At 61.7% G+C, this 26,489-nt stretch carries 33 protein-coding genes and 2 pseudogenes; 29 read left to right on the top strand and 6 right to left on the bottom strand.

Features of this window, described 5'->3' with window-relative positions:
* Positions 1-7 precede the first annotated feature (7 nt).
* Together C6571_RS06160 and corA are read left to right on the top strand one after the other, a co-directional pair.
* Positions 8-499, top strand: a complete 492-nt coding sequence (locus tag C6571_RS06160; protein ID WP_106445910.1) for a glutathione peroxidase — start codon at positions 8-10, stop codon at positions 497-499.
* A gap of 19 nt (positions 500-518) precedes the next feature.
* Positions 519-1,484: a magnesium/cobalt transporter CorA gene (gene corA / locus C6571_RS06155; protein WP_106445909.1), complete on the top strand. Its 966-nt coding sequence runs from the start codon at positions 519-521 to the stop codon at positions 1,482-1,484.
* A gap of 57 nt (positions 1,485-1,541) precedes the next feature.
* Here the strand turns inward: corA and hemB are convergent, their stop codons facing one another.
* Positions 1,542-2,552, bottom strand: coding sequence for a porphobilinogen synthase (gene hemB, locus C6571_RS06150; RefSeq protein ID WP_106445908.1), 1,011 nt, complete (start codon positions 2,550-2,552; stop codon positions 1,542-1,544).
* Positions 2,553-2,606: 54 nt separating this feature from the next.
* Here hemB and C6571_RS06145 point away from each other — a divergent pair, with 54 nt between their 5' ends.
* From C6571_RS06145 to rpsQ, 20 genes are all read left to right on the top strand, one after another.
* The gene (locus C6571_RS06145) at positions 2,607-3,035 is read left to right on the top strand and encodes a CopD family protein (RefSeq protein ID WP_106445907.1); all 429 of its coding nucleotides are present in this window, start codon (positions 2,607-2,609) and stop codon (positions 3,033-3,035) included.
* A 26-nt stretch (positions 3,036-3,061) separates the two neighbouring features.
* Positions 3,062-4,165, top strand: coding sequence for a VanZ family protein (locus C6571_RS06140; RefSeq protein ID WP_106445906.1), 1,104 nt, complete (start codon positions 3,062-3,064; stop codon positions 4,163-4,165).
* Between the two features lie 38 nt (positions 4,166-4,203).
* Entirely contained in the window at positions 4,204-4,554 is a 351-nt protein-coding gene (locus C6571_RS06135; protein ID WP_106445905.1) for a (2Fe-2S) ferredoxin domain-containing protein, read from the top strand.
* A gap of 109 nt (positions 4,555-4,663) precedes the next feature.
* The gene (locus C6571_RS06130; protein WP_106445904.1) at positions 4,664-5,290 is read left to right on the top strand and encodes an alpha/beta hydrolase; all 627 of its coding nucleotides are present in this window, start codon (positions 4,664-4,666) and stop codon (positions 5,288-5,290) included.
* Between the two features lie 88 nt (positions 5,291-5,378).
* Positions 5,379-6,548: a D-alanyl-D-alanine carboxypeptidase family protein gene (locus C6571_RS06125; protein ID WP_106445903.1), complete on the top strand. Its 1,170-nt coding sequence runs from the start codon at positions 5,379-5,381 to the stop codon at positions 6,546-6,548.
* A 355-nt stretch (positions 6,549-6,903) separates the two neighbouring features.
* Complete coding sequence (gene rpsL / locus C6571_RS06120) at positions 6,904-7,281, top strand: 30S ribosomal protein S12 (RefSeq protein WP_056266875.1); 378 nt, start codon at positions 6,904-6,906, stop codon at positions 7,279-7,281.
* Positions 7,282-7,445: 164 nt separating this feature from the next.
* Entirely contained in the window at positions 7,446-7,919 is a 474-nt protein-coding gene (gene rpsG, locus C6571_RS06115) for a 30S ribosomal protein S7 (RefSeq protein WP_106445902.1), read from the top strand.
* Between the two features lie 85 nt (positions 7,920-8,004).
* On the top strand, positions 8,005-10,107 hold the full coding sequence (gene fusA, locus C6571_RS06110) for an elongation factor G (protein ID WP_106445901.1): 2,103 nt from the start codon (positions 8,005-8,007) through the stop codon (positions 10,105-10,107).
* 273 nt (positions 10,108-10,380) lie between these two features.
* Entirely contained in the window at positions 10,381-11,571 is a 1,191-nt protein-coding gene (tuf, locus tag C6571_RS06105; RefSeq protein ID WP_106445868.1) for an elongation factor Tu, read from the top strand.
* Between the two features lie 26 nt (positions 11,572-11,597).
* On the top strand, positions 11,598-11,909 hold the full coding sequence (rpsJ, locus tag C6571_RS06100; RefSeq protein ID WP_005796953.1) for a 30S ribosomal protein S10: 312 nt from the start codon (positions 11,598-11,600) through the stop codon (positions 11,907-11,909).
* Between the two features lie 221 nt (positions 11,910-12,130).
* Positions 12,131-12,805, top strand: a complete 675-nt coding sequence (gene rplC, locus C6571_RS06095) for a 50S ribosomal protein L3 (RefSeq protein ID WP_106445900.1) — start codon at positions 12,131-12,133, stop codon at positions 12,803-12,805.
* The gene (gene rplD / locus C6571_RS06090; protein WP_106445899.1) at positions 12,805-13,425 is read left to right on the top strand and encodes a 50S ribosomal protein L4; all 621 of its coding nucleotides are present in this window, start codon (positions 12,805-12,807) and stop codon (positions 13,423-13,425) included. The genes rplC and rplD overlap by 1 nt, the downstream gene beginning before the upstream one ends.
* The gene (rplW, locus tag C6571_RS06085; protein ID WP_106445898.1) at positions 13,422-13,736 is read left to right on the top strand and encodes a 50S ribosomal protein L23; all 315 of its coding nucleotides are present in this window, start codon (positions 13,422-13,424) and stop codon (positions 13,734-13,736) included. Before rplD ends, rplW begins: the two co-directional genes overlap by 4 nt.
* A 3-nt stretch (positions 13,737-13,739) precedes the next feature.
* The gene (gene rplB, locus C6571_RS06080) at positions 13,740-14,564 is read left to right on the top strand and encodes a 50S ribosomal protein L2 (protein WP_106445897.1); all 825 of its coding nucleotides are present in this window, start codon (positions 13,740-13,742) and stop codon (positions 14,562-14,564) included.
* A 10-nt stretch (positions 14,565-14,574) separates the two neighbouring features.
* The gene (rpsS, locus tag C6571_RS06075) at positions 14,575-14,850 is read left to right on the top strand and encodes a 30S ribosomal protein S19 (RefSeq protein WP_106445896.1); all 276 of its coding nucleotides are present in this window, start codon (positions 14,575-14,577) and stop codon (positions 14,848-14,850) included.
* A gap of 9 nt (positions 14,851-14,859) precedes the next feature.
* Positions 14,860-15,192 (top strand): 50S ribosomal protein L22, encoded by a 333-nt coding sequence (rplV, locus tag C6571_RS06070; protein ID WP_106445895.1) that lies wholly within the window; start codon positions 14,860-14,862, stop codon positions 15,190-15,192.
* A 15-nt stretch (positions 15,193-15,207) separates the two neighbouring features.
* A complete protein-coding gene (gene rpsC / locus C6571_RS06065; RefSeq protein WP_106445894.1) occupies positions 15,208-16,101 on the top strand; it encodes a 30S ribosomal protein S3 in 894 nt (297 codons plus the stop codon).
* 3 nt (positions 16,102-16,104) lie between these two features.
* On the top strand, positions 16,105-16,521 hold the full coding sequence (rplP, locus tag C6571_RS06060) for a 50S ribosomal protein L16 (RefSeq protein ID WP_106445893.1): 417 nt from the start codon (positions 16,105-16,107) through the stop codon (positions 16,519-16,521).
* A 17-nt stretch (positions 16,522-16,538) separates the two neighbouring features.
* Complete coding sequence (gene rpmC, locus C6571_RS06055; RefSeq protein ID WP_106445892.1) at positions 16,539-16,733, top strand: 50S ribosomal protein L29; 195 nt, start codon at positions 16,539-16,541, stop codon at positions 16,731-16,733.
* Between the two features lie 9 nt (positions 16,734-16,742).
* Positions 16,743-17,012, top strand: coding sequence for a 30S ribosomal protein S17 (rpsQ, locus tag C6571_RS06050; protein WP_106445891.1), 270 nt, complete (start codon positions 16,743-16,745; stop codon positions 17,010-17,012).
* Between the two features lie 69 nt (positions 17,013-17,081).
* Here rpsQ and C6571_RS06045 read toward each other — a convergent pair whose 3' ends face one another.
* A complete protein-coding gene (locus C6571_RS06045) occupies positions 17,082-17,573 on the bottom strand; it encodes a GNAT family N-acetyltransferase (protein ID WP_106445890.1) in 492 nt (163 codons plus the stop codon).
* Positions 17,574-17,631: 58 nt separating this feature from the next.
* Positions 17,632-18,290, bottom strand: a pseudogene (locus tag C6571_RS06040) (cytochrome b/b6 domain-containing protein).
* Between the two features lie 158 nt (positions 18,291-18,448).
* Here C6571_RS06040 and C6571_RS06035 point away from each other — a divergent pair.
* The gene (locus C6571_RS06035) at positions 18,449-18,904 is read left to right on the top strand and encodes a c-type cytochrome (protein ID WP_106445889.1); all 456 of its coding nucleotides are present in this window, start codon (positions 18,449-18,451) and stop codon (positions 18,902-18,904) included.
* A gap of 76 nt (positions 18,905-18,980) precedes the next feature.
* Here C6571_RS06035 and C6571_RS06030 read toward each other — a convergent pair whose 3' ends face one another.
* The gene (locus tag C6571_RS06030) at positions 18,981-19,484 is read right to left on the bottom strand and encodes a TlpA disulfide reductase family protein (protein WP_106445888.1); all 504 of its coding nucleotides are present in this window, start codon (positions 19,482-19,484) and stop codon (positions 18,981-18,983) included.
* A 150-nt stretch (positions 19,485-19,634) separates the two neighbouring features.
* Between C6571_RS06030 and C6571_RS06025 the strand changes: the two genes are divergently transcribed.
* From C6571_RS06025 to ptsP, 5 genes and pseudogenes are all read left to right on the top strand, one after another.
* Positions 19,635-20,168, top strand: a complete 534-nt coding sequence (locus C6571_RS06025; RefSeq protein ID WP_106448074.1) for a hypothetical protein — start codon at positions 19,635-19,637, stop codon at positions 20,166-20,168.
* Positions 20,165-21,388, top strand: a complete 1,224-nt coding sequence (locus C6571_RS06020; RefSeq protein ID WP_106445887.1) for an MFS transporter — start codon at positions 20,165-20,167, stop codon at positions 21,386-21,388. The genes C6571_RS06025 and C6571_RS06020 overlap by 4 nt, the downstream gene beginning before the upstream one ends.
* 30 nt (positions 21,389-21,418) lie before the next feature.
* A complete protein-coding gene (locus tag C6571_RS06015) occupies positions 21,419-21,868 on the top strand; it encodes a PTS sugar transporter subunit IIA (RefSeq protein ID WP_106445886.1) in 450 nt (149 codons plus the stop codon).
* Positions 21,837-22,106, top strand: coding sequence for an HPr family phosphocarrier protein (locus C6571_RS06010; RefSeq protein ID WP_106445885.1), 270 nt, complete (start codon positions 21,837-21,839; stop codon positions 22,104-22,106). Before C6571_RS06015 ends, C6571_RS06010 begins: the two co-directional genes overlap by 32 nt.
* A 49-nt stretch (positions 22,107-22,155) precedes the next feature.
* Positions 22,156-23,909, top strand: a pseudogene (gene ptsP / locus C6571_RS06005) (phosphoenolpyruvate--protein phosphotransferase).
* Positions 23,910-23,986: 77 nt separating this feature from the next.
* Here the strand turns inward: ptsP and C6571_RS06000 are convergent.
* A complete protein-coding gene (locus C6571_RS06000) occupies positions 23,987-24,871 on the bottom strand; it encodes a helix-turn-helix transcriptional regulator (protein ID WP_106445884.1) in 885 nt (294 codons plus the stop codon).
* A gap of 80 nt (positions 24,872-24,951) precedes the next feature.
* Here C6571_RS06000 and C6571_RS05995 point away from each other — a divergent pair, with 80 nt between their 5' ends.
* A complete protein-coding gene (locus C6571_RS05995) occupies positions 24,952-25,488 on the top strand; it encodes a peroxiredoxin-like family protein (protein ID WP_106445883.1) in 537 nt (178 codons plus the stop codon).
* A 19-nt stretch (positions 25,489-25,507) separates the two neighbouring features.
* On the opposite strand, the gene lipA is transcribed toward C6571_RS05995, so the two are convergent.
* Complete coding sequence (lipA, locus tag C6571_RS05990) at positions 25,508-26,488, bottom strand: lipoyl synthase (RefSeq protein WP_106445882.1); 981 nt, start codon at positions 26,486-26,488, stop codon at positions 25,508-25,510.
* Position 26,489 lies beyond the last annotated feature (1 nt).

Here is a 26,489-nt window from a genome sequence, read left to right as displayed (position 1 = left end):
GCACACCATGCCCCAAACCCTCTACGACTTCGAAGCCCTGCAGACGGACGGCCGCAGCGTGCCGCTGTCGAACTACCGTGGCCAGGTTCTGCTGATCGTCAATACGGCCAGCGCCTGCGGCTTCACGCCGCAGTTTGCCGGGCTGGAGGCGCTGCACGAGGAGTACGGCGCGCGCGGCCTGGTGGTTCTGGGCTTTCCCTGCAACCAGTTTGGCAGCCAGGACCCAGGCAGCAACGAGGAGATCGTCAGTTTTTGCCAGCTCAACTACGGCGTGAGTTTCCCCGTCATGGCCAAGATTGATGTCAACGGTGCCGACGCGAGCCCGCTGTACCGCTGGCTGGCCGCCGAGGCACCGGGCTTGCTGGGGAGCAAGGCGATCAAGTGGAACTTCACCAAGTTTCTGGTGGGCCGCGATGGCCAGGTGATCCGCCGCTACGCTCCCCAGGAGGCGCCGGCCAACCTGGCCGGCGATATTGAAGCGGCGCTGGCCGCCGCCTGAGTCTGCCGATAACAGCCCCATGATCCTCAACTGCGTTGCCTACGAACACGGCCACAAGCTGGCCGACATTGGCACGGGCGACATCGCCCATTGGCTGGCGCGCCCTGACGCCTTTGTCTGGGTGGCGCTGCTGGACCCCAGCGCCGAGGAACTGGCGCAAATGCAGCGCGAATTCGGCCTGCACGAGCTGGCCGTGGAAGATGCGCTCAAAGGCCACCAGCGCCCGAAAATTGAAGAGTACGGCGATATGGTGTTCGTCGTCATGCATTTGGTGGAGCCCCACGACGACGAGTTGCTGGTGGGCGAAGTGGCGGTGTTTGTCGGCAAGAACTTCGTGCTCTCGGCACGCCGCCGCAGCGAGCGCGGGTTTCTGGGCGTGCGCGAGCGCTGCGAGCGCGAACCCCTGCTGCTTGAGCGCGGCGCAGGTTTTGTGCTCTACGCGCTGATGGACGCGGTGGTCGACCGCTATTTCCCGATCATCGAGTTGTTCGAGGCCGAGCTCGAAGGCATTGAAGAGAAAATCTTCCTGCCCGGCTCGGCGCGCGGCAACATCGAGCGGCTCTACGACCTCAAGCACAGCACGTCGGTGCTGCGCCACGCAGCGGCGCCGCTGCTGGAAATGCTGGGCAAACTGCACGGTGGGCGCGTACCAGCAGCCTTCGTGAGCACGCAGGAGTATTTCCGCGACGTGCACGACCACCTGGCGCGCATCAACGGCTCCATCGACACCATCCGCGACACGATCGGCACCGCCATCCAGGTGAATCTGTCGATGGTGGCGATTGAAGAATCTGAGACCACCAAGCGCCTCGCGGCCTGGGCGGCGATCTTCGCCGTCTCAACGGCCATGGCGGGCATTTGGGGCATGAACTTTGAAGTCATGCCCGAGCTCAAGTGGCGCTACGGCTACCCGGCTGCACTGGGTGCCATCGTCTTCGCAGCGCTGCTGCTGTACCGGCGCTTTCGCAAGGTGGGCTGGCTATGAAAGCGAAAAAAATGTGATCAAATTAGCCTCTAGCGCTTATCTAATAAGCGCTGGTAGCTACTTAGTTTGTAGCAATCGCGCCGCGTCCCGCGCAAAGTACGTCAGTACGCCGTCGGCCCCTGCGCGCTTGAAAGCCAGCAGGCTTTCCATCATCACGGCGTCGTGGTCCAGCCAGCCGTTTTGCGCAGCCGCCTTGAGCATGGCGTATTCACCTGACACCTGATAGGCGAAGGTGGGGACCTTGAACTCGTCCTTCACGCGGCGCACCACGTCCAGGTAGGGCATCCCAGGCTTGACCATCACCATGTCGGCGCCTTCGGCGATGTCGAGCGCCACTTCGCGCAGCGCCTCGTCGGTATTGCCAGGGTCCATCTGGTAGCAATTTTTGTCGGCCTTGCCGAGCGCTCCGCGCGTGCCCACCGCGTCGCGAAACGGGCCGTAGAAGGCGCTGGCGTACTTGGCGCTGTAGGCCATGATGCGGGTGTGGATGGCGCCGCTCGATTCGAGCGCCGCTCGAATCGCTCCAATTCTGCCGTCCATCATGTCGCTGGGCGCGACGATGTCCACGCCTGCCTCGGCGTGGGTGAGCGCCTGCCCGGTCAGGACTTCCACCGTCACGTCGTTGAGAATGTAGCCGGTGTCGTCCAGCAGGCCGTCCTGGCCGTGGCTGGTGTAGGGGTCGAGCGCCACGTCGGTCATCACGCCCAGGTCGGGGAATTCTTTTTTCAGTGCCCGCACCACGCGCGGGATCAGGCCATCGGGGTTGAGCGCCTCCTTGCCGTCCGGCGTCTTGAGCGCCGCGTCAATCGAGGGGAACAGCGCCATCACCGGGATACCGAGCCGGGCGCAGTCTTCGGCCACCGGCAGCAGCAGGTCCAGGCTGAGGCGGTCCACGCCAGGCATGGAGGGCACGGCCTGGCGCAGGTTTGTGCCTTCGTGCACAAACACCGGATAGATCAGGTCGTGGGCGCTTAGCCGGTGCTCGCGCACGAGATTGCGGGTGAAGGCGTCGCGGCGCAGGCGCCGTGGCCGCGCGGCGGGAAAAGGGGTTGGGCTGGAGAGATGCATTGGAAAATTGTGCCCCAGTCTCGAAACACGCACCGGCCGGCCTAAACTGGCGCCATGCTTTGGGTCAAATCTCTTCACATCGTCTTCGTCACCAGCTGGTTCGCGGGGCTGTTTTATTTGCCTCGCATTTTTGTCAATCTGGCCATGGTGCCGCCCGGTTCCGTGGCCGAGCGCGAGCGCCTGATGTTGATGGCGAGAAAGCTGATGCGCTTTACCACGCTGCTGGCGGTGCCGGCCGTTGGCTTGGGTTTTTGGCTGTGGCTGGGCTACGGGATTGGCAAAGGTCCGGGCAATGGCTGGCTGCATGCCAAACTGGCCTTGGTGCTGCTGGTGCTGGGCTACCACCACGCCTGCGGGGTGTTGCTGCGCAAGTTGGGCGCTGAGCAGAGCACGCGCAGCCACCGCTGGTACCGCTGGTTCAATGAAATCCCTGTGCTGCTGCTGCTGGCCATTGTTGTGCTGGTGGTGGTCAAGCCCTTTTAAGGTCCGGCCAGCGGCCGCTGCGGCGCATGGAAAAGACCACCGCCTGGCCCTTTGCGCTGATCTACGCCGCGCTGATCGTCTTTGCCAGCCTGTTCCCTTTTGAAGGTTGGCGTGCGCAGGGCATTGCTCCCTGGGTGTTCCTCACCGGTCCCCTGCCGCCGCATTATTGGACCGGTTTTGACGTCGGCATCAATATCCTTGGCTACCTGCCCTTGGGTTTCCTGCTGGCGCTGGCGCTCATGCGCAGTGGTTGGCCCCGATCGGCCGTGCCGCTGGCGCTGCTGGCCGGCACGGCGCTGTCGCTGCTGATGGAGTTTCTGCAGATTTACCTGCCCAAGCGCGTTCCTTCCAATCTTGACTTGCTGCTCAACGCCGCTGGAGCCTTGCTTGGTGGGCTGATTGCAGGATTGCTGGAGCGCCTGGGCGCCCTGGAGCGCTGGAGCCGCTTTCGATCACGCTGGTTTGCGCGCGACGCGCGCGGGGCGCTGGTGCTGCTGGCCTTGTGGCCTTGGGCTTTGCTGTTTCCCGCAGCCGAACCGTTTGGCTTGGGGCAGGTGCTGGAGCGCCTGGAGGCCATGCTGGCCGATCTGTTTGATGGAACGCCTTTTTTCGATTGGCTGCCGGTGCGCGAGGCGCAGCTGGAGGCGCTCTCGCCTGCGGCAGAAATGGTCTGTGTCGGGCTGGGTCTGCTGGTGCCCTGTCTTCTCGCTTTCAGCATCACGCGCCAACCTTGGCGCCGTGCGGTGCTGCTGTTTTCGGCAGCAGCCATCGGGGTGGGCGCGACCGCGCTCTCGGCAGCGCTTAGTTGGGGGCCGTCGCATGCCTGGGCCTGGCTGAGCCGTCCGGCGCAGGCCGGTCTGGTGCTCGGCTTGCTGTTGGGCTCCTTGGTGATCGGGCTGCGCCAACGTGCCTGCGCCGTGCTGCTGCTGGTGGTGCAAAGCATGCACCTGGCGCTGCTCAACGACGCCCCGACGAGCGCCTATTTTGCGCAGACGCTGATCGATTGGGAGCAGGGGCGCTTCATCCGGTTCTATGGGCTCGGCCAGTGGCTGGGCTGGCTGTGGCCATACGTGACGCTGATCTATGTGCTGCAGCGCGCCTCGCGCCGAGCCCTGCCGGAACGGGGGTGAAGTCTCGCTGGGGATCGAGCGGCTTCTAAAATGTCTGCATGAGCGAACCCACCGCCGCCGCGCCCGGCTACTTTGCGCGCCATATCTTTTTCTGCCTGAACGAGCGAACCAATGGCCAGGCCTGCTGCGCGCAGCATGGTGCGCAGGCGGCGTTTGATCACTGCAAGTCGCGCGTCAAGGCGGCGGGGTTGGCAGGGCCGGGCAAGGTCCGGGTCAACAAGTCAGGCTGCCTCGACCGGTGCGCTGCAGGGCCCGTGGCGGTGGTGTATCCCGAGGGCGTGTGGTACAGCTACGTGGACCTGGCCGACATCGACGAAATTGTCGATTCGCACCTGGTGCGCGGCGTGGTCGTCGAGCGTTTGCTCACGCCGCCGGAACTTGGGCGCTAGCCGGTACTCCATTGCATGGACGCACGCCTCGCACATACCAAAAATAGTAGTCAAATTAGGCTCTAGCGCTTATTGAATAAGCGCATGCAGCTATGAATAGAATAGTACCTTGAACGCACAGACCGAGTCCCTCTACTTCGACGGTGCGGCGGGAGCCATTGAAGCCCTGCGCGATGTGGCCGCCGAGCCGCGCGGCGTCGCGGTCATCGCCCATCCGCACCCGCTGTTCGGCGGGACCATGAACAACAAGGTGGTGCAAACGTTGGCGCGCGCCTTTGCACAAAGTGGTTTCACGGCGCTGCGGTTCAATTTCCGTGGCGTGGGTACCAGCGCCGGCGTGTACGACGAAGGCCGTGGCGAATTGGACGACCTGCTGGCACTGGTGCGCCAGGCAGCGCCCGAAGGGCCGATTGCATTGGCCGGGTTTTCTTTTGGCGCCTTTGTCACCAGCAACGCGCTGGCGCAGTTATGGGGCGAGCGCGAGGTCTCGCACGCCGTACTGGTGGGCACCGCTGCCAGCCGCTTCGCTGTGGCGCCGGTTCCGTCCGAGGCGCATGCTCGCACGCTGGTGCTCCATGGCGAGAGCGACGATACCGTGCCGCTGGCCAGCGTGCTTGACTGGGCGCGGCCGCAGTCACTTCCTGTAACCGTGATCCCCGGAGTGGGCCATTTCTTTCACGGACAATTGACGCTGCTCAAGCGCTTGGTGGTCCGCCATCTGCAGACCACGGGCTAAGCCTTTTCTCGCTGGCACGCCGCCATGCGCGGTGGCGCACTGCCTTTTCGCATTTTCTCCTCCTCTACCGATCCACCCATACCGATACATGAACCGAATTCTTCGCGCCCTTCGCTCCCTCATCGTTCCCGCACTTGCCCTCGTTGCCACCAGCGGCGCCGTGGCCCAGGTGCCCCAGCCGCCCGAGATTGCGGCGCGCAACTACCTGCTGATGGATTACACCTCGGGGCAGATTCTCGCGGCCAAGGACATCGACTCGCCGGTGGAGCAGGCGTCACTGACCAAGCTGATGGCGGCCTACGTGGTGTTTGACGCGTTGCGCGCGAAGAAAATTACGCTGGAGCAAAAGCTGCCGGTGAGCGAGCGCGCCTGGAAGATGCCCGGCTCACGCATGTTCATCGACCCCAAGATGCAGGTGTCGGTCGACGATTTGCTCAGCGGGATGATCATCCAGTCGGGCAACGACGCCACCATGGCATTGGCCGAAGGCGTGGGTGGCACGGCCGAGCAGTTCGTCAAGATGATGAACGATCAGGCGGGGGCGATGGGCCTCAAGGGCTCGGCGTACAAGAACCCCGAGGGACTGACGGAGCCGGGCCACACGACGACGGCGCGCGATTTGGCGGTGATCACCGCGCGACTGCAGCACGATTTTCCCGAGTACATGCACTACTACTCGACCAAGCAGTACCGCTACCCCGGCACGCCCGCATCCAACAGCAACAACCGCAACCTGCTGCTGTACCGTGACCCTTCGGTTGACGGCATGAAAACCGGTCACACGGCAGCGGCCGGCTATTGCCTGGTCTCTACCGCCAAGCGGGAGTTTCCCAATGTCGGCAGCCGGCGCCTGATCTCCATCGTGCTGGGTGCCGCGAGCGAGAACGCGCGTGCCAACGAAAGCCAGAAGCTTCTGAACTGGGGCTACACGGCGTTTGACGCCGTCAAGCTATTCGATGCAGGCCAGGCCGTGGACACGCCGGCCGTCTGGAAGGGCACGCAGAACAGCCTCAAGATCGGCAGTGCCGACGCGATCGTCATCACGGTCGCCGCCGGTAGCGCCGGCAAAGTGAGCACCCAGGTGGTGCGTCAGGATCCGCTGGTGGCGCCCTTCACCAAGGGCCAGGACGTGGGCAAACTCAAGGTGATGGTGGGCGACCAGACGGTGCGAGAAGTGCAGCTGGTGGCTTTGGAAGACGTGCCGCAGGCAGGCATCTTTGGCCGCGCCTGGGACGCCATGCGTTTGTGGATCAAGTAAAAGATGTAACCCCTGCGCGGCTGCGTCGCTTCGAACAGCCGCCAGAGGCGGCAGCTCTTCGGAGTCGTCCAAGCCTGCGCAGGCAGGCTTGGAGCCGCGGCCCTCGGCCCCTTCTCTTGGCTTTGCCGGGAAGGGGACGCGCCGCCAGTGTGGCGGGGCGGCCCTTGCACGGCGGCCGCTGGCCTGGGGCGTGCCAGTGTTGGGGGAAGTAGCCTCGTCTTGAACCCTGGGTCAGCTTGCCCATTGGAGACTTTGCTGCTACATTTGAAGGCTTTTCGGAATTTCCGAAGGGAAACACGTTTTCGCTTTTCACGCTAGTTCACGCTAGATTTCACGTTTAGGGACGTCAGTATTCATGCCAACCATTAACCAGCTCGTGCGTCACGGGCGCGAGGTCGAAAAGACCAAGTCCAAAAGCCCGGCGATGGAAAACTCGCCGCAGCGCCGTGGTGTCTGCACCCGTGTGTACACCACCACTCCCAAGAAGCCTAACTCTGCTCTGCGCAAAGTTGCCAAAGTTCGTCTGACGAACGGTTTCGAAGTCATTTCCTACATCGGCGGTGAAGGCCACAACCTGCAAGAGCACAGCGTTGTGCTGGTGCGCGGTGGCCGTGTCAAGGACTTGCCTGGTGTGCGTTACCACATCGTGCGCGGGTCGCTCGACTTGCAAGGCGTGAAAGACCGCAAGCAGTCGCGCTCCAAGTACGGCGCCAAGAAGCCCAAGGCCAAGTAAGCCCGGTTCCTGTTTGATATATCGGTGTTTGCCATGCCTTGGCGGGCTGCGCAAACGGAGTGACCCCAAACGCAAATCTTTTGCGCGGGTCGAGTAAGTGAGAGTTTTTATGGCTCTCGCGGTGTCTGAAAAGGCGCCAACTGAAGCAAATTTTGAGGTGAAAAATGCCACGTCGTCGCGAAGTCCCCAAACGTGAAATCCTGCCGGATCCAAAATTCGGCAATGTAGAGCTGTCGAAATTCATGAACGTGATCATGGAAGGCGGCAAAAAAGCTGTGGCCGAGCGCATCATTTACGGCGCGCTGGACCTCATCGAGAAGAAGCACCCTGACAAAGACCCGCTGGAAGCCTTCGTTGTTGCCATCAACAACGTCAAGCCGATGGTTGAAGTGAAGTCGCGTCGCGTCGGTGGCGCGAACTACCAGGTGCCAGTTGAAGTGCGTCCCGTGCGCCGCCTGGCGCTGTCGATGCGCTGGATCAAGGAAGCTGCTCGCAAGCGCGGTGAGAAGTCCATGGCGCAGCGCCTGGCCAACGAGTTGCTGGAAGCCACGGAAGGTCGTGGCGGCGCCATGAAGCGCCGTGATGAAGTGCACCGCATGGCCGAAGCGAACAAGGCGTTCAGCCACTTCCGCTTCTAAGTTTCGTCCTCATATTGCGATTGTTGGAAGCCCGAGCCGCTCTATGGTGAGCGGGCGGGCTTTCAGCCGTTAACGAAAGAAAATCATGGCTCGCAAGACCCCCATTGCCCGTTACCGCAACATCGGTATCTCGGCCCACATCGACGCTGGCAAAACCACCACGTCTGAGCGTATTCTTTTCTACACTGGCGTGACCCATAAGCTGGGCGAAGTGCACGACGGTGCTGCCACCACCGACTGGATGGAGCAGGAGCAGGAGCGCGGCATCACGATTACCTCGTCTGCAGTGACCTGTTTCTGGAAGGGCATGGATCTGTCCCGTCCCGAGCACCGTATCAACATCATCGACACCCCTGGTCACGTGGACTTCACGATTGAAGTTGAGCGCTCCATGCGCGTGCTCGACGGTGCGGTCATGGTGTATTGCGCCGTCGGTGGCGTGCAGCCGCAGTCGGAGACGGTCTGGCGCCAGGCCAACAAGCACCACGTGCCGCGTCTTGCCTTCGTGAACAAGATGGACCGGACCGGAGCCAACTTCTTCAAGGTCGTCGAAGGCATGAAGCTGCGCCTGAAGGCCAGCCCGGTGCCGATCGTGGTGCCCATTGGTGCGGAAGACAAATTTGAAGGCGTGGTCGACCTCATCAAGATGAAGGCCATTTACTGGGACGAGGCCTCGCAAGGCATGAAGTTCGAGTACCGCGAGATTCCTGCCGAATTGGCCGATGTCTGCAAGGAGTGGCACGACAAGATGGTCGAGTCGGCTGCGGAAGCGAACGAAGAGTTGATGAACAAGTACCTGGAAGAGGGTTCGCTCTCGGAAGAGGAAATCATCGCCGGTATCCGCGCGCGCACCATCGCCTGCGAAATCCAGCCTATGTTGTGCGGCACTGCGTTCAAGAACAAGGGTGTGCAGCGCATGCTGGACGCCGTGCTGGACTTTTTGCCGGCGCCTACCGACATCCCTGATGTCAAGGGCACCGACGAAGACGAGAACCCGATCACCCGCAAGGCGGATGACAATGAGAAGTTCTCTGCATTGGCGTTCAAGTTGATGACCGACCCCTTCGTCGGCCAGCTCACGTTTGTGCGCGTGTATTCGGGTGTGTTGAGCAAGGGCGATACCGTCTACAACTCCGTCAAGGGAAAGAAGGAGCGCATTGGCCGGATCGTGCAGATGCATGCCAATGAGCGCCAGGAGGTCGATGAAATCCGCGCTGGTGATATCGCCGCATGCGTGGGCCTCAAGGACGTCACTACCGGTGAAACTTTGAGTGACGTCGGTTCCCCGATCATTTTGGAGCGGATGGTGTTCCCCGAGCCTGTGATCTCACAAGCAGTGGAGCCCAAGACCAAGGCAGACCAGGAAAAAATGGGTATTGCCCTGCAGCGCCTTGCTGCAGAAGACCCTTCGTTCCGTGTCCGCACCGACGAAGAATCGGGCCAGACCATCATTTCCGGCATGGGCGAGTTGCATCTGGAAATTCTGGTCGACCGCATGAAGCGCGAATTTGGTGTGGAAGCCAACGTCGGCAAGCCCCAGGTGGCGTACCGCGAAACCATCCGCAAGACCATCGAAGATGCCGAAGGCAAATTCGTGCGTCAGTCGGGCGGCAAGGGCCAGTACGGTCACGTGGTGCTCAAGATCGAGCCGAACGAGCCAGGCAAGGGCATCGAGTTCGTCGACGCCATCAAGGGCGGCGTGGTGCCACGCGAATACATTCCTGCCGTCGAGAAGGGCATCAACGAAGCCGTCACGCAAGGCGTGTTGGCGGGCTACCCGGTGGTGGACGTGAAAGTCACTCTGCACTTCGGTTCGTACCACGATGTGGACTCGAACGAACTGGCGTTCAAGATGGCTGCCATTTTTGGCTTCAAGGAAGGCTGCCGCAAGGCCAATCCCGTCATCCTCGAGCCGATGATGGCCGTGGAAGTCGAGACACCTGAAGACTACGCCGGCAACGTGATGGGCGACTTGTCCAGCCGCCGCGGCATGGTCCAGGGCATGGACGACATGGTCGGTGGTGGCAAGGCGATCAAGGCGGAAGTGCCGCTGTCGGAAATGTTTGGCTACTCCACCACGCTGCGTTCGGCCACGCAAGGCCGCGCGACCTATACGATGGAATTCAAGCACTACTCGGAAGCTCCGCGCAACGTGTCTGAAGCCATCATGGCGGCAAGGACCAAATAAGTCCTTGGGGACAGACCAGCTCTGCTGCGCTGTCCCCTCTGGCTGGGTAGGAGTCCAATCAGCGCTGCTGTTCGGCTCCCCCTGGCCAGATGAATTCATGGCCAAAATGGCCTCTAGCGCTTATTTAGAAAGCGCTAGCAGCTATCGATTGGATAGCAAATAGTTTTTGCAATCTGCGATTCGGTGCCGTCCCGTTGTCCTGTGCGGGGCGATCAAGCAACCGGGTGCAGACGTTAAACCCACACACAGGCATTGCTCTTTGGAGAATTGAAAATGGCAAAAGGAAAATTCGAACGTACCAAGCCGCACGTCAACGTGGGCACCATTGGTCACGTGGACCACGGCAAGACGACGCTGACGGCGGCGATTGCCACCGTGCTGTCGCAGAAATTCGGCGGTGAAGCCAAGGACTACTCGCAGATCGACAACGCGCCTGAAGAAAAGGCGCGCGGCATCACCATTAACACCTCGCACGTCGAGTACGAAACGGCTGGCCGCCACTACGCCCACGTCGATTGCCCCGGCCACGCTGACTATGTGAAGAACATGATCACCGGCGCTGCGCAGATGGACGGCGCTATTCTTGTCTGCTCCGCCGCTGACGGCCCCATGCCCCAGACCCGCGAGCACATCCTGCTCGCCCGCCAGGTGGGCGTTCCCTACATCATCGTGTTCCTGAACAAGTGCGACATGGTGGACGACGAGGAACTGCTCGAACTCGTCGAAATGGAAGTGCGCGAACTCCTCGACAAATACGACTTCCCGGGCGATGACACCCCCATCATTCGCGGCTCCGCCAAACTCGCCCTCGAAGGCGACAAGGGAGCGCTGGGTGAAGAAGCCATCATGAAGCTGGCCGAAGCCCTGGACACCTACATCCCCACGCCCGAGCGTGCGGTCGACGGCGCCTTCCTGATGCCTGTGGAAGACGTGTTCTCCATCTCGGGGCGCGGCACCGTGGTGACCGGTCGTATCGAGCGCGGCATCGTCAAGGTCGGCGAAGAAATCGAAATCGTCGGTATCAAGGACACCGTCAAGACCACCTGCACCGGCGTGGAAATGTTCCGCAAGTTGCTCGACCAGGGTCAAGCTGGCGACAACGTCGGTCTGCTCTTGCGCGGCACCAAGCGCGAAGACGTCGAGCGCGGCCAGGTGCTGTGCAAGCCCGGCTCCATCAAGCCGCACACGCACTTCACCGCCGAAGTCTACGTTTTGTCCAAGGACGAAGGAGGCCGTCACACGCCGTTCTTCAACAACTACCGTCCCCAGTTCTACTTCCGCACGACGGACGTGACGGGTGCGATTGAGCTGCCCGCCGACAAGGAAATGGTCATGCCTGGCGACAACGTGTCGATCACGGTCAAGCTGATCAACCCCATCGCCATGGAAGAAGGCCTGCGCTTTGCTATCCGCGAAGGTGGTCGTACCGTGGGCGCGGGTGTCGTGGCCAAGATCATTGCTTAAGTTTTAAGCGCACACAGGAACTTGCCATGTCCAAGCAAAAAATTCGCATCCGCCTCAAGGCGTTCGATTACAAATTGATCGACCAGTCCGCAGCCGAAATTGTCGACACCGCCAAGCGCACAGGCGCCATCGTCAAGGGTCCTGTGCCCCTGCCGACGCGCATGAAGCGTTTTGACATCCTGCGCTCGCCGCACGTCAACAAAACCAGCCGCGACCAGCTCGAAATCCGCACGCACCAGCGTCTGATGGACATCGTCGACCCCACCGACAAGACGGTGGACGCGCTGATGAAACTCGATCTGCCCGCAGGCGTGGACGTCGAAATCAAGCTGCAGTAAGACTGCGCTGTCGGCCCCGCACCACGGGGGCTTGCACAAAATACGCGAACTTGCCTTAAGGGTGAGTTCGCGTTATACTTTGTGGCTTCGCCTTTTTTGCGCGCTTTTTATGCGCGCAGTGTATTTTCAGGGGTGGAGTTTTATCAACCGTCTTTCATGCGCGTTCATGCGCAACGCCGGGGCCAATTGCAGTCGCGGCGGTGAGAGTTTTGGAGAAACAAATGAGTCTGAGCAACTCCCTCGGGTTGCTGGGCCGCAAGGTTGGCATGATGCGCTTGTTCACCGATGAAGGGGACGCAGTTCCCGTCACGGTGGTCGACGTATCCAACAACCGCGTCACCCAGGTCAAAACCCAAGAGAACGATGGCTACGTGGCCTTGCAAGTCACGTTCGGTGCGCGCCGGGCCTCCCGCGTCACCAAGCCCGCTGCGGGGCACCTTGCCAAGGCGGGTGTTGAAGCTGGCGAAATCATCCAGGAATTCCGCGTTACCGCTGACGTCGCCGGCAAGTATGCCGCAGGCAGCACGGTTCCTGTGGCCGACCTGTTCACCGTCGGTCAGAAGGTCGACGTGCAAGGTACTTCGATTGGTAAAGGCTTTGCCGGCACCATCAAGCGCCACAACATGAGCTCGCAGCGCGCGTCGCACGGTAACAGCCGTTCGCACAACGTGCCCGGCTCCATTGGTATGGCGCAAGACCCGGGCCGCGTGTTTCCAGGCAAGCGCATGACCGGCCACATGGGCGACGAAACCGTCACCACCCAAAATCTCGACGTGGTTCGTATCGACGAAGCACGCCAACTGCTCTTGATCAAGGGCGCTGTTCCGGGCTCCAAAGGTGGGTTCGTCACGGTGCGTCCCGCCATCAAGGCCACCGCTGCCAAAGGAGCGAACTGATGCAGCTCGAACTCCTCAATGATCAAGGCCAGGGCTCAGCGAAGCTCGACGTCCCCGAGACCGTGTTTGGTCGCGCATACAACGAAGATCTGGTGCACCAGATCGTGGTCGCTTACCGCGCCAATGGCCGCCAGGGCACCCGTGCCCAGAAGGACCGTGAGCAGGTTCGCCACTCGACCAAGAAGCCTTTCAAGCAAAAGGGTACGGGTCGCGCCCGCGCCGGTATGACGTCCTCGCCGCTGTGGCGCGGAGGTGGTCGGATTTTTCCGAACATGCCCGACGAAAACTTCACGCAAAAAATCAACAAGAAGATGTACCGCGCTGGTATGGCGGCCATCTTCTCGCAACTGGCGCGCGAAGGCCGCCTGGCCGTGGTTGATTCGATGAAGCTCGATTCGCCCAAGACCAAGGTGCTGGCCGACAAGTTCAAGGCCATGAACCTGGAGTCCGTGATGGTGATCGCCGACGAAGTCGACGAAAACCTGTACTTGGCCTCGCGCAATCTGGTCAACGTGTACGTGGTGGAACCCCGTTACGCCGATCCGGTGTCGCTGGTGCACTACAAGAAGGTCATCGTCACCAAGGCCGCAATCGACCAACTCAAGGAGATGTTCGCATGAGCACGCTCAAGTTTGACGAAGGCCGTCTGATGCAAGTTCTCGTGGCTCCCATCGTGTCCGAAAAGGCCACCATGGTTGCTGAGAAGTCCAATGCTGTGACGTTCAAGGTGCTGCAGAGCGCCACCAAGCACGAGATCAAGGCCGCTGTAGAACTGATGTTCAAGGTGGAAGTCAAGGGTGTCTCGGTACTCAACACCAAAGGCAAGACCAAGCGTTTTGGCAAGACCATGGGCCGTCGCGACAACGTGCGCAAGGCCTATGTGACGCTCAAGCCAGGTCAAGAGCTGAACCTGTCCGGGGAGGCCGCGTAAATCATGGCTGTCATCAAGATGAAACCCACCTCGCCCGGCCAACGTGCCGTGGTGAAGGTCACGCGCGATCACCTGTACAAGGGTGATGGCTATGCGCCCCTGCTGGAGCCCCAGTTCCAGAAGGCCGGCCGCAACAACAACGGTCACATCACGACGCGCCACAAGGGCGGGGGTCACAAGCACCACTATCGCCTGGTGGATTTCAAGCGCAACAAAGACGGTATCGCTGCCAAAGTTGAGCGCATTGAATACGACCCGAACCGCACGGCCCACATCGCTCTGGTGTGCTACGCCGACGGCGAGCGCCGCTACATCATCGCCCCGCGCGGTCTGGAAGTTGGCAGTACGCTGATGTCCGGATCCGAGGCGCCGATCCGCGCTGGCAATACATTGCCAATCCGCAACATCCCCGTGGGCTCCACGATCCACTGCATCGAGCTCAAGCCCGGTGCTGGTGCGCAGATCGCCCGTTCGGCCGGCGCTTCGGCAACGCTGCTGGCACGCGAATCCATGTACGCCCAGGTGCGCATGCGCTCGGGTGAAGTGCGCCGCATCAGCATTGAATGCCGCGCAACCATTGGTGAAGTGGCCAACGAAGAGCACAGCCTGCGCCAACTGGGCAAGGCCGGTGTCAAGCGCTGGATGGGTATTCGTCCGACGGTGCGTGGCGTTGCCATGAACCCGGTCGATCACCCGCACGGTGGTGGTGAAGGCCGCACCGGCGAAGGCCGCCATGCGGTCGATCCGTGGGGCAACCTGACCAAGGGTTATCGCACCCGCAACAACAAGCGCACGCAGAACATGATTGTTTCGCGTCGCAAAAAATAAGGGATAGCCAATGACTCGCTCTCTCAAAAAAGGTCCGTTCGTTGACCACCATTTGTTGGCCAAGGTTGAAAAAGCCATTGCCACCAAGGACAAGAAGCCCGTCAAGACCTGGTCGCGCCGCTCCATGGTTCTTCCCGACTTCATCGGCCTGACGATTGCTGTGCACAACGGCAAGCAGCACGTGCCGGTCTATATCACCGACCAGATGGTGGGCCACAAGCTGGGCGAATTCGCCCTGACGCGCACCTTCAAAGGTCACCCCGCTGACAAAAAAGTCAAGAAATAAGGAACGACCATGTCTGAAACACGTGCAGTCCTTCGGGGCGTCCGTCTGTCGGTCGACAAAGGCCGTCTGGTCGCGGACTTGATCCGTGGCAAAAAGGTGGATCAGGCCCTGAACATCCTGAACTTCACGCAGAAAAAAGCTGCGGGAATCGTTCGCAAGGTTCTGGAGTCCGCCATCGCCAACGCTGAGCACAACGACGGCGCCGACATCGACGAGTTGAAGGTGAAAACCATCTATGTCGAGCAAGGCACCACGCTCAAGCGTTTCACCGCGCGCGCCAAAGGCCGCGGCAACCGCATCAGCAAGCCCACGTGCCATGTGTACGTGACGGTTGGCAACTAAAGGCCTGGAAAGACTATGGGACAAAAAATCCATCCTACCGGCTTCCGTCTTGCGGTTACCCGCAACTGGTCAAGCCGTTGGTACGCAAGCAACCGCGATTTCGCCGGCATGCTGGCCGAAGACATCAAGGTGCGTGAGTACCTCAAGGCCAAGCTGAAGAACGCCGCCGTCTCGCGCATCCTGATCGAGCGCCCCGCCAAGAACGCCCGCATCACCATTTACTCGGCGCGCCCGGGCGTGGTGATCGGCAAGAAGGGCGAGGACATCGAGAACCTCAAGCGCGAACTCGCTACGCGTTTGGGCGTGCCGGTCGCAGTGAACATCGAAGAAGTGCGCAAGCCCGAAATCGATGCCAAGCTGATTGCCGACTCGATCACCCAGCAGCTCGAGAAGCGCATCATGTTCCGCCGCGCCATGAAGCGCGCCATGCAAAACGCCATGCGTCTGGGTGCCCTGGGCATCAAGATCATGTCGTCGGGTCGCCTCAATGGTATTGAAATCGCCCGCTGCGAGTGGTACCGCGAAGGTCGCGTGCCACTTCACACGCTGCGCGCCGATATCGACTATGGCACCTCGGAAGCCAAGACCACCTACGGCGTCATCGGCGTCAAGGTCTGGGTCTACAAGGGCGATACGCTGGGTCGGGGCGACCTGCCCGCCGTCGAGACCCCGCGTCCCGACGACGAGCGCCGTCCCCGTGGCCCGCGCCGTGATGGCCGCCCTGGTGGCGATCGCGGTCCAGGTGCGGGTCCAGGCCGTGGCGCGCCGCGCCGCCCAGCCGCTACCAACGTGGCGCCTGCCGATGGCAGCGACAAGCCCGCTGGCGCCGGTGGCGCCGAACCAACCCCCGTTAAGCGCGTTCGCAAAGTTGACGCGCCCGCTACAGCAGCGGACGGAAAAGGAGAATAAAACATGCTGCAACCCGCTCGCCGCAAATACCGCAAGGAGCAGAAGGGCCGCAACACTGGCATCGCAACCCGGGGTAACTCGGTCGCGTTCGGTGATTTCGGTCTCAAGTGCACCGATCGCGGCCGTCTGACGGCCCGCCAGATCGAGGCTGCTCGCCGCGCCATCTCCCGCCACGTCAAGCGTGGTGGCCGCATCTGGATCCGTGTGTTCCCGGACAAGCCTATTTCCGCCAAACCTGCAGAAGTGCGTATGGGTAACGGCAAGGGCAACCCCGAGTTCTACGTCGCCGAAATCCAGCCCGGCAAGATTGTGTTCGAGATTATCGGCGTGCCCGAAGAACTCGCCCGCGAAGCCTTTCGCCTGGCGGCTGCCAAGCTTCCCCTGCGCACCACATTTGTGGCACGCATGGTGGGCCAGTGAATTCAGGAGAAACTGATATGAATACTGCTGAACTCCGCCAAAAAGACGTCGCCGGCCTCAAGGACGAAATCAAGGCCCTGCAAAAGGCCCATTTCGGACTGCGCATGCAAAAAGCCACGCAACAACTGGGCAATACCGGCACGCTGCGCACCACGCGCCGTGACATTGCCCGCGCCAAAACCATCCTTGCCCAAAAGCAAGCCGCCAAGTAAGGAGCACACATGACGGAAGCTAAAAAATCCCTCAAGCGCACCTTGGTTGGCAAGGTGGTCAGCGACAAGCGTGAAAAAACCGTGACGGTGCTGATCGAGCGCCGTGTGAAGCACGAGCTGTACGGCAAGATCGTCGGCAAGTCGAGCAAGTACCACGCGCACGATGAAAACAACGAGTACAAGACCGGCGACGTGATTGAAATCACCGAAAGCCGTCCGCTGTCCAAGACCAAGAACTGGGTTGCCACCAAGCTGGTGACAAAGGCCGCTTTGGTCTGATACTGCAGACATCCTGCGCCTTTCGGCGCAGCGCAAGACGGCCCACGTTGTTGGGCCGTTTTTTTTGAGCTACAGAATGTCTGCCTTGAGGTAGTGCGCGCCCGCAATCGGGTTGTGGTAATAAGGTGGAATCTCTACGAAACCGAGTTCGTTGTAGAGTGCGCGCGCCGATTCCATTTCGTCCAGCGTATCGAGCAGCACGCTGGTGTAGCCAGCCTGGCGCGCGGCATCAAGAATGCCCTCGCTCAATTGGCGCCCCAGGCCAAAGCCGCGAAAGGCTTTGCGCACGAACAGGCGCTTCATCTCAGACGCATTGGGATAGTCCGTGCTGTCTATGGGACGCAGCGCGCAGCAACCGGCCGGCACGCCATCGACGAGTGCCAGCAGCAGGGCGCCTCTTGGGGGCGCGTACTCGCCAGGCAGTTCATCAAGCTCTTCGCGAAAATTCTGGAAACACAGATCGACAGTGAGGCTGGCAGCATATTCCTCAAACAGCGCGCGGACGATGACCAGTGCCTCTGGGCCGACAGGGTTGGGAACGATCACAGAAGGGGTCTGCACAAGCCTAAGGGCCTCTAAACAATGGGGAATGCAGTGTAAAACAAGCGGCGAAGCCCCTTCAAGCCAACCACTTCACTGTTGCCGCAACACCGCTCGCACACACTGTCCAGAGTGCCAACGCCAACAGCCTGCTGCGCCCATCGTCGCGCGAAGGCGGGACATCGCCGTTCAGCACCTTGTCGCCCAGAACCATGGGACGCACCAGCTTCTTGCGCCGCACCAAGGTGTAATAAGTGATCGCAAGAACGTGCAGCAGCACCAGCCCAATGACGATCCACTTGCCGACTTCGGTGTGAAACCAGGTGGCCTGCCCGACATGCTGTGATGAGACCAGCGCGGTGAACGGCCCGGAAAAGGCGATCTCGTCGTCGCTGAACAAACCGGCGCTGGCCTGCAGGCCGAGCGCGATCAGCAGTCCCAGCACCGACAGTGCCCCAGTGGGCTGTGCCCGGCCGGATCGACAACCCGCCCACGTGCGTATTGCCAGACCATTCTTGGGGAAACCACGAAGGAGCGAAAGCGAGACCAGTGCCCGCCTACCAGGCCCCACAACAGACGAAACAGCAAGAGTGAAAGAATGGCCAAGCCGCTGCGCATATGCCATACCATGGCATTGCCGCCGACGTTGGCGGTCACGATACTTGCCACGACCAGCGCGGCCAACGCCCAATGAAAGAGCCGGGTGGGGAGATCCCAAATGCGAACAGCTTGTCCCATGGCGAAGGAGCTGCGCCCATGCTGCGCCGGGCGGGTAGCGCGGGGCGTGGCACGCAAATGCAAGAGTGAAAGACTCTGGCATTGTGGCGCGAATCTACCGATCTCCCAGCGCACGCGATACTTGTCCCCTCGTTGACTCCATTTCACCAAGGACGCCCATGAAAACGTTTGCCGCCCTGGCCCTGTCTATTGCAACGCTGAGCTTTGCCGCACCGGCTGCAGCGCAGTTTGAAAAACCTGAAGACGCGATCAAATACCGCCAGAGCGCCTTATTCGTCATGGGCCAGCACTTCGGTCGCATTGGCGCCATGGCCAACGGCAAGATTCCGTTCGACGCCAAAGTGGCCCAGGAGAACGCCGATATCGTTGTCATCATGGCGAAATTGCCCTGGGCAGGTTTTGGGCCCGGCACCGACAAGGGGCGAGACACCAAGGCCAAGCCCGAGATCTGGACCGAGCAAGCGAAGTTTCGTGAGCATGCCGACAAAATGGGCGCCGAGACCGTCAAGCTCGCGACCGCAGCCCAAACGGGTGACCTGGACAAGCTCAAATCTGCCTTTGGCGAGACCGCCAAAAGCTGCAAGGCCTGCCACGACAACTACCGAAACAAGTGATCGCTATGAAAAAAAGAGCTGCTGACGCTTGTGCAATAAGCGCCAGAAGCTCTTTTTGGCTGAAATTGAGCCGCGATCAGGTTTCGGCCAGAAGCGACTCGATCAGCCGGTGCAGCTCATCAAACTTCGGCGCACCGACATAGGTTTTGACGATCTCGCCGCGCTTGTTGACCAGATAAGTGGTGGGCGTGAGCTGCACATCGCCCCAGGCCTTGGCAATCGCGCCGGTGTTGTCGAGTGCTACTTGAAACGGGAGCTTGCGCGTTTCCACGAAATTCACGACGTAGCTGGGCGGGTCGTAGCTCATCGCCACGGCGAGCGTGTCAAAGCCTTGTGCGTGGTATTTCTCGTGCGTAGCGACCAACTCAGGCATTTCGGCCACACAGGTGGTGCAGCTGGTGGCCCAGAAATTCACCAGCGTTACCTTGCCGCGCAAATCCGCTGTAGTACGCGTGCTGGCATCGAGCAAAACGAAGGTCGATTGCGGCGCGGGGGCAGGACCAGTGCCCAGGAAAAGCCATGCACCCAACGCAGCAAACGCTGCAATGGCAGCCATGGCCCACACCTTTTTCGTACCCATAACGGTTCCCGCAACAACAAAACAAAGAGTGATTGTGCGACATGCATCGCTCTCAAGTGATCAGAGCGTCCCTTGGCCCCAATGGTTCCCGGGTTGCCTCAGGTGCCCGCCATGCGCGATGGCGCCCTGCAGCGTGCTCATAATCGTGCCATGCGTGTCGCCATTTTCATCGCCCAAAGCCTGTTGCTGGCGCTTCTGATGGCTTGCAGCCCAGCGTTGGAATGGCGCACGGTGCCCCTGCCGGAACTTGCGCTGGAAGTGAGCCTGCCCTGCAAGCCCGAGCGTGCGCAGCGCAATGTGGAATTGGCGGGCCAGACCGTTGAAATCACCATGCAAAGCTGCGAAGCTGGGGGAAACACCTTCGCCGTGGCGTGCGCCGCGCTGGCTCAGCCGTCCAGCGCCGGAGCCGCGCTGGCGCACTGGCGGGCCGCAGTGTTGGCGGCCGCGCAGGCCAAGAATGCGAAGGACAAACCGTTTCAACCGGACGGTGCGCTCGGCCTGCCCCAATCGGTGCGTACCCAAGCGACTGGCGTCCTGCCCAGTGGCGGCGCCATGCACCTGGAAGCCGCCTGGTTCGCACGCGTCGACCAAAGTACGGTGACCGTCTGCCACGCCATGGTCTACGGGAGCGAGCTGCCGCGCGCTTCAGCCGATGTATTTTTCGAGGCACTGGTGCTGCGGTGAGCGTCCTGGGGCGGCGCGCGGCGGTATGGGTGTTTTTGCCGTTTGCTGCGGCCTATTTCCTCGCCGCGCTGTTGCGCGCTGTGACGGCTACGCTGGCCCCCACGCTGGCAGAAGCTTTCACACTCGGTGCAGCCGATCTGGGTTTGCTCTCGGGTGGCTACTTCCTTGGATTTGCTTTCACACAGCTGCCATTGGGCCGCTGGCTGGATCGCTACGGCCCGCGCCAAGTGCTGTTGGCCTTTTTAGGCGTGGCCGTGCTGGGTTGCGGGGTGTTTGCGCTCGCCACCGGCTTCAGCAGTTTGCTGGTTGGGCGCATGCTGTTTGGCGCAGGCGTCAGCGCCTGCCTGATGGCACCACTGACGGGCTACCGCCGCTGGTACAGCCCGGCGGCGCAGCTGCGGGCCAATGCATGGATGCTGATGACGGGGTCGCTCGGCATGGTGGCATCTACGCTGCCCGTTCAGTGGCTGCTTCCCGTACTGGGTTGGCGTGCGCTGTTCTGGGGCATTGCGGCACTGGTGCTTTTGTCTGGCGCATGGATCGCGCTGGCCGTGCCGAGCTGGAATCGTCCCAGGCAAGAAGCCACGGTGCTGCTGGAAGCGAACGACACGGCTGGCTATTCCGTCGTCTGGCGCCATCCCTACTTTCGCCGCCTGGCGCCATTGGGTTTTTTCACCTACGGTGGCATGGTCGCGATGCAAACCCTTTGGGCTGGACCCTGGATGCAGCGGGTGGCGCACTACAGCGAGTTGGAGGCCGCCACAGGGCTGTTCTGGATCAACGTGTCCATGCTGTGCACCTTCTGGGCCTGGGGGCTGCTCGGGCCGTGGATGGCGCGGCACGCCATTGACGTCAACCGGGTCATCGCCCGTGGCCTGCCATTCTCGCTGTGCGTGATGCTAGGCCTCTTGCTGCTGGGGCCGCAGGCAGGCAGTGCAGTCTGGGCGCTGTACTGCGTCTCGTGCACGGTGATGGCGCTGTCCCTGCCAGCGGTGGCCGCCGCTTTCGACGCCAACGCGGCGGGGCGGGCATTGTCGGCCTACAACCTCGTGGTGTTTGGAGGCGTTTTTGTGCTGCAGTGGGGCATCGGGCTGGCGGTCGATGGGTTCATTGCTGCGGGGCTGGACGTGCTCGGGGCGTTCCGCGCTGCGCTGGGGATGTATCTGGCGTGCAATCTCCTCGCCTGGCTGTGGTTTCTGCGCAAGCCGGCGCGGCCATAATGTTTGCGCTGCACGCGCGGCTTCCTCTGCATGAATACGCTAATTTTTCTCATCGCCCACGCACCGCTTGCGCATGCCTTGCGCGAATGTGCTCTGCATGTTTTTTCTGATTGCGCCGACGATGTGCGCGCGCTCGATGTGCATGCTGACGCCGCGCCGGAGCAAACGCTCGAGCGCGCGCGTGCCTTGCTGGAAGATTGTGCAGAGCGCCCGGTGCTGGTGCTGACCGACCTGTTTGGCGCCACACCGTGCAATATGGCCCAGCGTCTGGTGGAAGGTCGCGCAGCCACGCGGCTGGTTACCGGAGTGAACCTCCCCATGCTGCTGCGCGCCGTAAGCTACCGAACCGAGTCGCTAGATCTCCTGGTCCAGCGCGCCGTCGTTGGCGGTACGCAAGGTGTCATGCAGGTGGCCGTGCGCGCGCCCCAGAATCAAGTACGTCCCATTCATGATCAAGACCCGCAAGACCATCAGCAATAGGCTCGGCCTGCATGCCCGTGCCTCCGCCAAACTCAGCAAGGTCGCCACGAGTTTTCCCTGCGATGTTTGGATGAGCCGGGGCGAGCGACGCATCAATGCCAAGAGCATCATGGGAGTGATGATGCTTGCGGCTGGCATGGGCGCCGAGATCGAGATTGAAACCGATGGCGAACACGAGCAGGAGGCCATGGACGCCCTGGTGGCGCTGATTGACGACAAATTCGGAGAGGGCCAGTAATGACCCCCAACCGCTACCCATCGCAAGCAGGCGAACAGAGGCGCCGGGGATGACGTTCTCGGTTCCCGGTCTGGCCGTTGCCCGAGGCATTGCCATTGGCCGTGCGGTGCTGGTGGGTTCGAGCCGCGTGGACGTGGCGCATTACTTCGTCGAACCGCACCAGATTGAGGACGAAATCGAACGCGTGCGCAGCGCGCGCAACGCCGTAATGCAGGAGCTGACCCGCCTGCAGACCGAAATGCCGTCCGACGCTCCGCCCGAGCTGGGGGCGTTGCTGGACGTGCACCTCATGCTCCTGCAGGACGAAATGCTGGTCTCGGGCGTCAAGCACTGGATCACCGAGCGTCTGTACAACGCAGAGTGGGCGCTCACCACCCAGCTCGAATTGATCGCACGGCAATTCGACGAAATGGAGGACGAATACCTGCGGGAGCGCAAAACCGATCTGGAGCAGGTGGTTGATCGCATCCTGCGCCATATGAAGGGCGCGCCCAATCCGGTAGCGCCGCCGGCCGCCAGTCCGCGCCGCAAGACGCAGCAAGATCTGCTGCTCGACGACACCGTGGACGTGCCCCTGGTACTTGTCGCGCACGATCTCTCGCCAGCTGACATGCTGCAGTTCAAGAAAAGTGTGTTTGCCGGGTTTGTCACCGATGTAGGTGGCAAGACCTCGCACACCGCCATCGTCGCGCGCAGCATGGACATCCCCGCCGTGGTGGGCGCACGCGCAGCGAGCCAACTGGTGCGTCAGGACGACTGGGTCATCATCGATGGCGACGCTGGCGTGATGATCGTCGACCCCTCGGCCATCATCCTGGCCGAATACGGCTTCCGCCAACGCCAGATCGAGCTTGAGCGTGAGCGCCTGGGCCGCCTGCGCCATACGCCGTGTGTGACGCTCGATGGCCAGAGGGTGGAGTTGCTTGCCAACATTGAACTGCCCGCCGATGGCGTTGCCGCCATTGCTGCAGGCGCCGTAGGCGTGGGGCTGTTTCGCACCGAATTCCTGTTCATGGGGCGCAGCGGCAAGCTGCCCGACGAAGAGGAGCAGTACCTCGCCTACCGCGAGGCGGTTGACGCCATGCAGGGTCTGCCGGTCACCATTCGCACGCTCGACATTGGCGCCGACAAGCCGCTGGAGCGTGCGCGCAAGGACGATTCGCTCAACCCGGCGCTGGGCTTGCGCGCCATCCGCTGGAGCCTGGCCGACCCAGCCATGTTCCGTACGCAGATACGCGCAGTGTTGCGCGCTGCTGCCCATGGCCGGGTGAACATGATGTTTCCCATGATCGTGAATGCCGAAGAAATTCGTCAGACGCTGGCCCATGTGGGCCTTGCCCAGGCCGAACTGGATGACCGCGGGGCGGTATACGGAGCGGTGCGTCTGGGTGCCATGATCGAGGTTCCTGCCGCTGCGCTCACGGTGCGCATGTTCTTGCGCCATTTCGATTTTTTGTCGATTGGCACCAACGACCTGATCCAGTACACCCTGGCCATTGATCGCGCCGACGAAGCGGTGGCCGACCTGTATGACCCCTGCACCCGGCGGTGCTAGCGCTGGTGGCGGGTGTCATTGCCGAATGCCGGGCGCAGGGCAAGAGCGTCTCGGTGTGCGGTGAAATGGCAGGAGACTTGACGCTCACCAAGCTGCTGCTGGGACTGGGACTGCGAAGTTTCTCCATGCATCCGGCGCAAATCCTCGCCATCAAGCAAGAAGTGCTGCGGGCCGACACCCGCAAGTTGGCGCTGTGGGCCCAGGAGGTGCTGGAGAGCGGTGACTCGGCGCGATTGTGCGGGCCATGAAAAGCTATAATAATAATAGCTGTAAATACATACCCAATAAGCGCGAGAGCCTAAAAACACCAAAAATACTGGATGTTTTAGAGTTTGGAGATTCCCGCTGCTGGGCGCTGGCCCTCGGTGGCGGCGCGCTGTTCAGCCAGCCAGCGCGACGGTGGCTGTCCCATGCGGCGGGAAAACGCCCGCGTCAGTGCGCTGGCGCTGGCGTAGCCGGCCTCTTGGGCCACCTGCTTGACCGGCATGCCCCGCACCAGCAGCGAACGCGCCACGCCCATACGCCAGCGTCCCAGGTATTCGCCCGGCGCCTCGCCGAGCACCTGGGAGAAGTGCGCGGCGAAACGCGCCCGAGACATGTACGCCACGCCTGCCATGCGCGGCAACGTCCACGGCGCGGCCGGGTCGGCGTGCACCGCCGCCAGCACGCGCATCAAACGTGCGTCCGCCAGTCCGCAGAGCAAACCGGTGTCCATCAAACGGTGGGCGATGGCATAGCGCAGGAGCTGGATCATGAGAACTTCGCAGGCGCGCTCCAGCAACAGTGCATGCGCGCAGCGGCTGGCATCGGCCTCGTCCCAGAGCAGTCTGCAGCTGGTTTCCAGCTCGGGGCTGTCGCAGAGCGCCACCAGAACCAACGGCGGCAGGGCGCGCACCAGCGGGTTGTTCTCGGGCGCGCCCATATCCACCGAGGCGCTCAACAGCGCCGCGCTGCGGGCGCCATGTGCGCAAAGCCGATGCGGGACGGTGCGCGGGAGAAACAGCACACAGGGTCCATTGATCTCCGCCAGCATATCCGCGCCCTGCATCAGTACGCCGGCGCCGCCCACCAGATGCAGCACACCGCCAGTGGGCGGTGTCAGGAAAGACGTTCCGGCCGGGTCGAATGCCCCCTGGAAAAGTGGCCGGACTTTCATGGGAAACCGCTGCAGCAAGGCCGAGAGGCGGTCTACTTTGGGATCATCGGTCATGAATCTGATACCAAGGGGTACTCTGCGTCTCAAATTGTGGCCTAAAGTACATCCCGAGGCCATGACTTCTGGAGACCTTCATGCTCGTTCCCCGCCAAGCTGTGCCTGCCCTTGAGTTGCCTACCCTGGATCACGGACCCTATGCCTTGTCAGCGCAAAAGCCCATGCGCGCCACCTTGGTGGTGTTTTATCGGGGGCTGCACTGCCCCATTTGCTTCAAGTACCTGCTCGAATTGGGGCGCCTGCGCGAAGACTTTGAAAAACGGGGTGTCGAGGTGATCGCCATCTCCAGCGACACCCAGGAGCGCGCCCGCGCTATGGCCGACAAGTTGGGCGCGCCGCAGCTGCGCGTGGGCTACGATCTGCCGCTGGATGTGGCGCGCGCCTGGGGTCTGTATGTGAGCACTTCACGCGGCATGACGTCCATCGGCATCGAAGAGCCGGCCCTGTTCTCCGAACCCGGCGTGTTCATCGTGCAGGCCGACGGCAGCCTGTACTACGGCGCCGTCCAGACCATGCCGTTTGCGCGCCCGCATTTCGACGAGTTGCTGGGCGCAATGGATTTCGCCATTGCAAAGGACTACCCGGCGCGCGGCGAATACACCGGCAGGGCGTAGCCGCACACTGCTTGCGTAGCTACAGGCCGGCGGCGTGCGCCTGCTGATCCGCGTGGTAACTCGATCGCACCATGGCGCCTACGGCAGCGTGCGAGAAACCCATGGCGTAGGCGGCTTCCTCAATTTGCTTGAATTGGTCTGGGTGCACGTAGCGGCGCACGGGCAGATGGCTGCTGCTGGGCGCCAGGTACTGGCCGACGGTCAGCATGCTCACGCCATGCGCGCGCAGATCGCGCATCACGTCCAGAATTTCCTCGTCGGTTTCGCCCAGGCCCACCATGATGCCGCTCTTGGTAGGCACGTCCGGGTACCGTTCCTTGAACTTCTTGAGCAGGTTCAAGGAAAACTGGTAGTCGCTTCCTGGGCGCGCTTCCTTGTACAACCGGGGTGCGGTTTCCAAGTTGTGGTTCATTACATCAGGCAATCCAGTTTTGAGAATCTCCAGTGCGCGCTCGTCGCGTCCGCGAAAATCCGGGGTGAGGATTTCGATCTGCGTGCTGGGGGAGAGCGCGCGAATGTTCTGAATGCACTCCACGAAATGCCCGGCGCCGCCGTCGCGCAGATCGTCGCGGTCCACGCTGGTGATCACCGCGTACTTCAGGCGCAGCGCAGCAATGGTGCGCGCGAGGTTCAAGGGCTCGTCCTTGTCGAGTGCGTCGGGTCGGCCATGCCCCACATCGCAGAACGGGCAGCGGCGCGTGCACTTGTCGCCCATGATCATGAACGTGGCGGTGCCGTTGCCAAAGCATTCGCCAATGTTCGGGCAGCTGGCCTCTTCGCATACGGTGTGCAGCTTGTGCTCGCGCAGGATGCTCTTGATCTCATAGAAGCGTGTGCTGGGCGAACCCGCCTTGACCCGAATCCATTCGGGCTTCTTCAGCACCGGGCCTGGCTCCACCTTGACCGGAATGCGCGAGAGCTTGGCGGCTGCTTTTTGCTTGATAAGCGGGTTGTATTCGGCGCTCGATTGCGCTTCGCGGACGACGTCGGAGGTGCTCATG

The sequence above is a fragment of the Simplicispira suum genome (assembly GCF_003008595.1).
In the GTDB taxonomy this organism is placed as follows: Bacteria; Pseudomonadota; Gammaproteobacteria; order Burkholderiales; family Burkholderiaceae_C; genus Simplicispira; species Simplicispira suum.
The sequence above is the reverse complement of the archived record's forward strand: the minus strand, read 5'-3'. Positions and strand labels throughout refer to the sequence as shown.